1 protein-coding gene is annotated in these 1,341 nt (G+C 62.5%); it reads left to right on the top strand.

From position 1 onward, the window contains the following. Positions 1-1,304 (top strand): cobyric acid synthase (locus HX846_RS03765; protein ID WP_178964994.1); only part of this gene is annotated, 1,304 nt, incomplete at its 5' end. Positions 1,305-1,341: the final 37 nt, after the last annotated feature.

Genomic DNA, 1,341 nt, shown 5'->3' with positions numbered 1-1,341 from the left:
AAGGCGGCGAGATCGGCCGGGCCCAGGCGGTGCAGGCCCAGGCCGCGAACCTGGCGCCCCACACCGACATGAACCCGGTGCTGCTCAAACCCAACAGCGACACGGGCTCCCAAGTGATCATCCACGGGCGCGCCGTGACCACCATGAATGCCGTGGCTTATCACGATTACAAAGCCATCGCGATGCAAGCGGTGCTGGCCTCTCATGCGCGGTTGAGTGCGGCTTACCCGGTGGTGATGGTCGAGGGTGCGGGTTCGCCGGCCGAGATCAATCTGCGGGCGAACGACATTGCCAACATGGGCTTTGCCGAAGCGGTGGACTGCCCGGTGCTGCTGATTGCCGACATCAATCGTGGCGGGGTGTTTGCGCACCTGGTGGGTACGCTGGAATTGTTGTCGCCGACCGAACAGGCGCGGGTCAAAGGCTTCATCATCAACCGGTTTCGCGGGGATATTGCGTTGTTGCAGCCGGGGCTGGATTGGCTGGAAGCGCGCACGGGCAAGCCGGTGGTGGGGGTGTTGCCGTATGTGATGGATTTGCACCTGGAGGCCGAGGACGGCATCGACCAGCGCCAGATCGACAAGGCGGCGCAGGTGCTCAAGGTGGTGGTGCCGGTGTTGCCGCGGATCAGTAATCACACGGATTTTGATCCGTTGCGCTTGCACCCGCAGGTGGATTTGCAGTTTGTGGGGCCGGGGCAGGCGATTCCTGCGGCGGACCTGATTATTTTGCCGGGCTCGAAGAGTGTGCGCAGTGATTTGGCGTATTTGCGGGCCAACGGGTGGGATACGGCGGTGGCGCGGCACCTGCGTTATGGCGGGAAGGTGTTGGGGATTTGTGGTGGGTTGCAGATGCTCGGGGAGCAGGTGCATGACCCGCTGGGGTTGGAAGGGCCTTGTGGTTCTAGCGCTGGGCTGGGGTTGTTGGCGTTCAGTACGACCCTGGAGGAGGAGAAGCAGCTGCGTAACGTGCGGGGGCGGTTGTTGCTGGAGGAGGCCGAGGTGAGTGGGTATGAGATCCACGCGGGTGTAACCAGTGGCGCTGGCTTGGTGCGGGCTGCGGTGCAGTTGGACGATGGGCGCCTGGATGGGGCTCAGAGTGAGGATGGGCAGGTTCTCGGGACCTATCTGCATGGGGTGTTTGAGACGCCGGCTGCGTGTAGTGCGTTGTTGCGGTGGGCGGGGTTGGAGGATGTGCAGGAGGTGGATTATCACGGGTTGCGGGAGCGGGATATTGAGCGGTTGGCGGACTTGGTAGAGCAGCATCTGGATACCGGGTTGCTGCGTTCGTTGTGTGGGGTTTGAGTTGGTTGTAATGGACCGTGTACATATCCGTTGCTGC

The sequence above is a fragment of the Pseudomonas sp. K5002 genome, from assembly GCF_013386655.1.
Classification (GTDB): domain Bacteria; phylum Pseudomonadota; class Gammaproteobacteria; order Pseudomonadales; family Pseudomonadaceae; genus Aquipseudomonas.
Note: the sequence above shows the minus strand (reverse complement) of the source record. Positions and strands in the feature narration are given on the sequence as shown.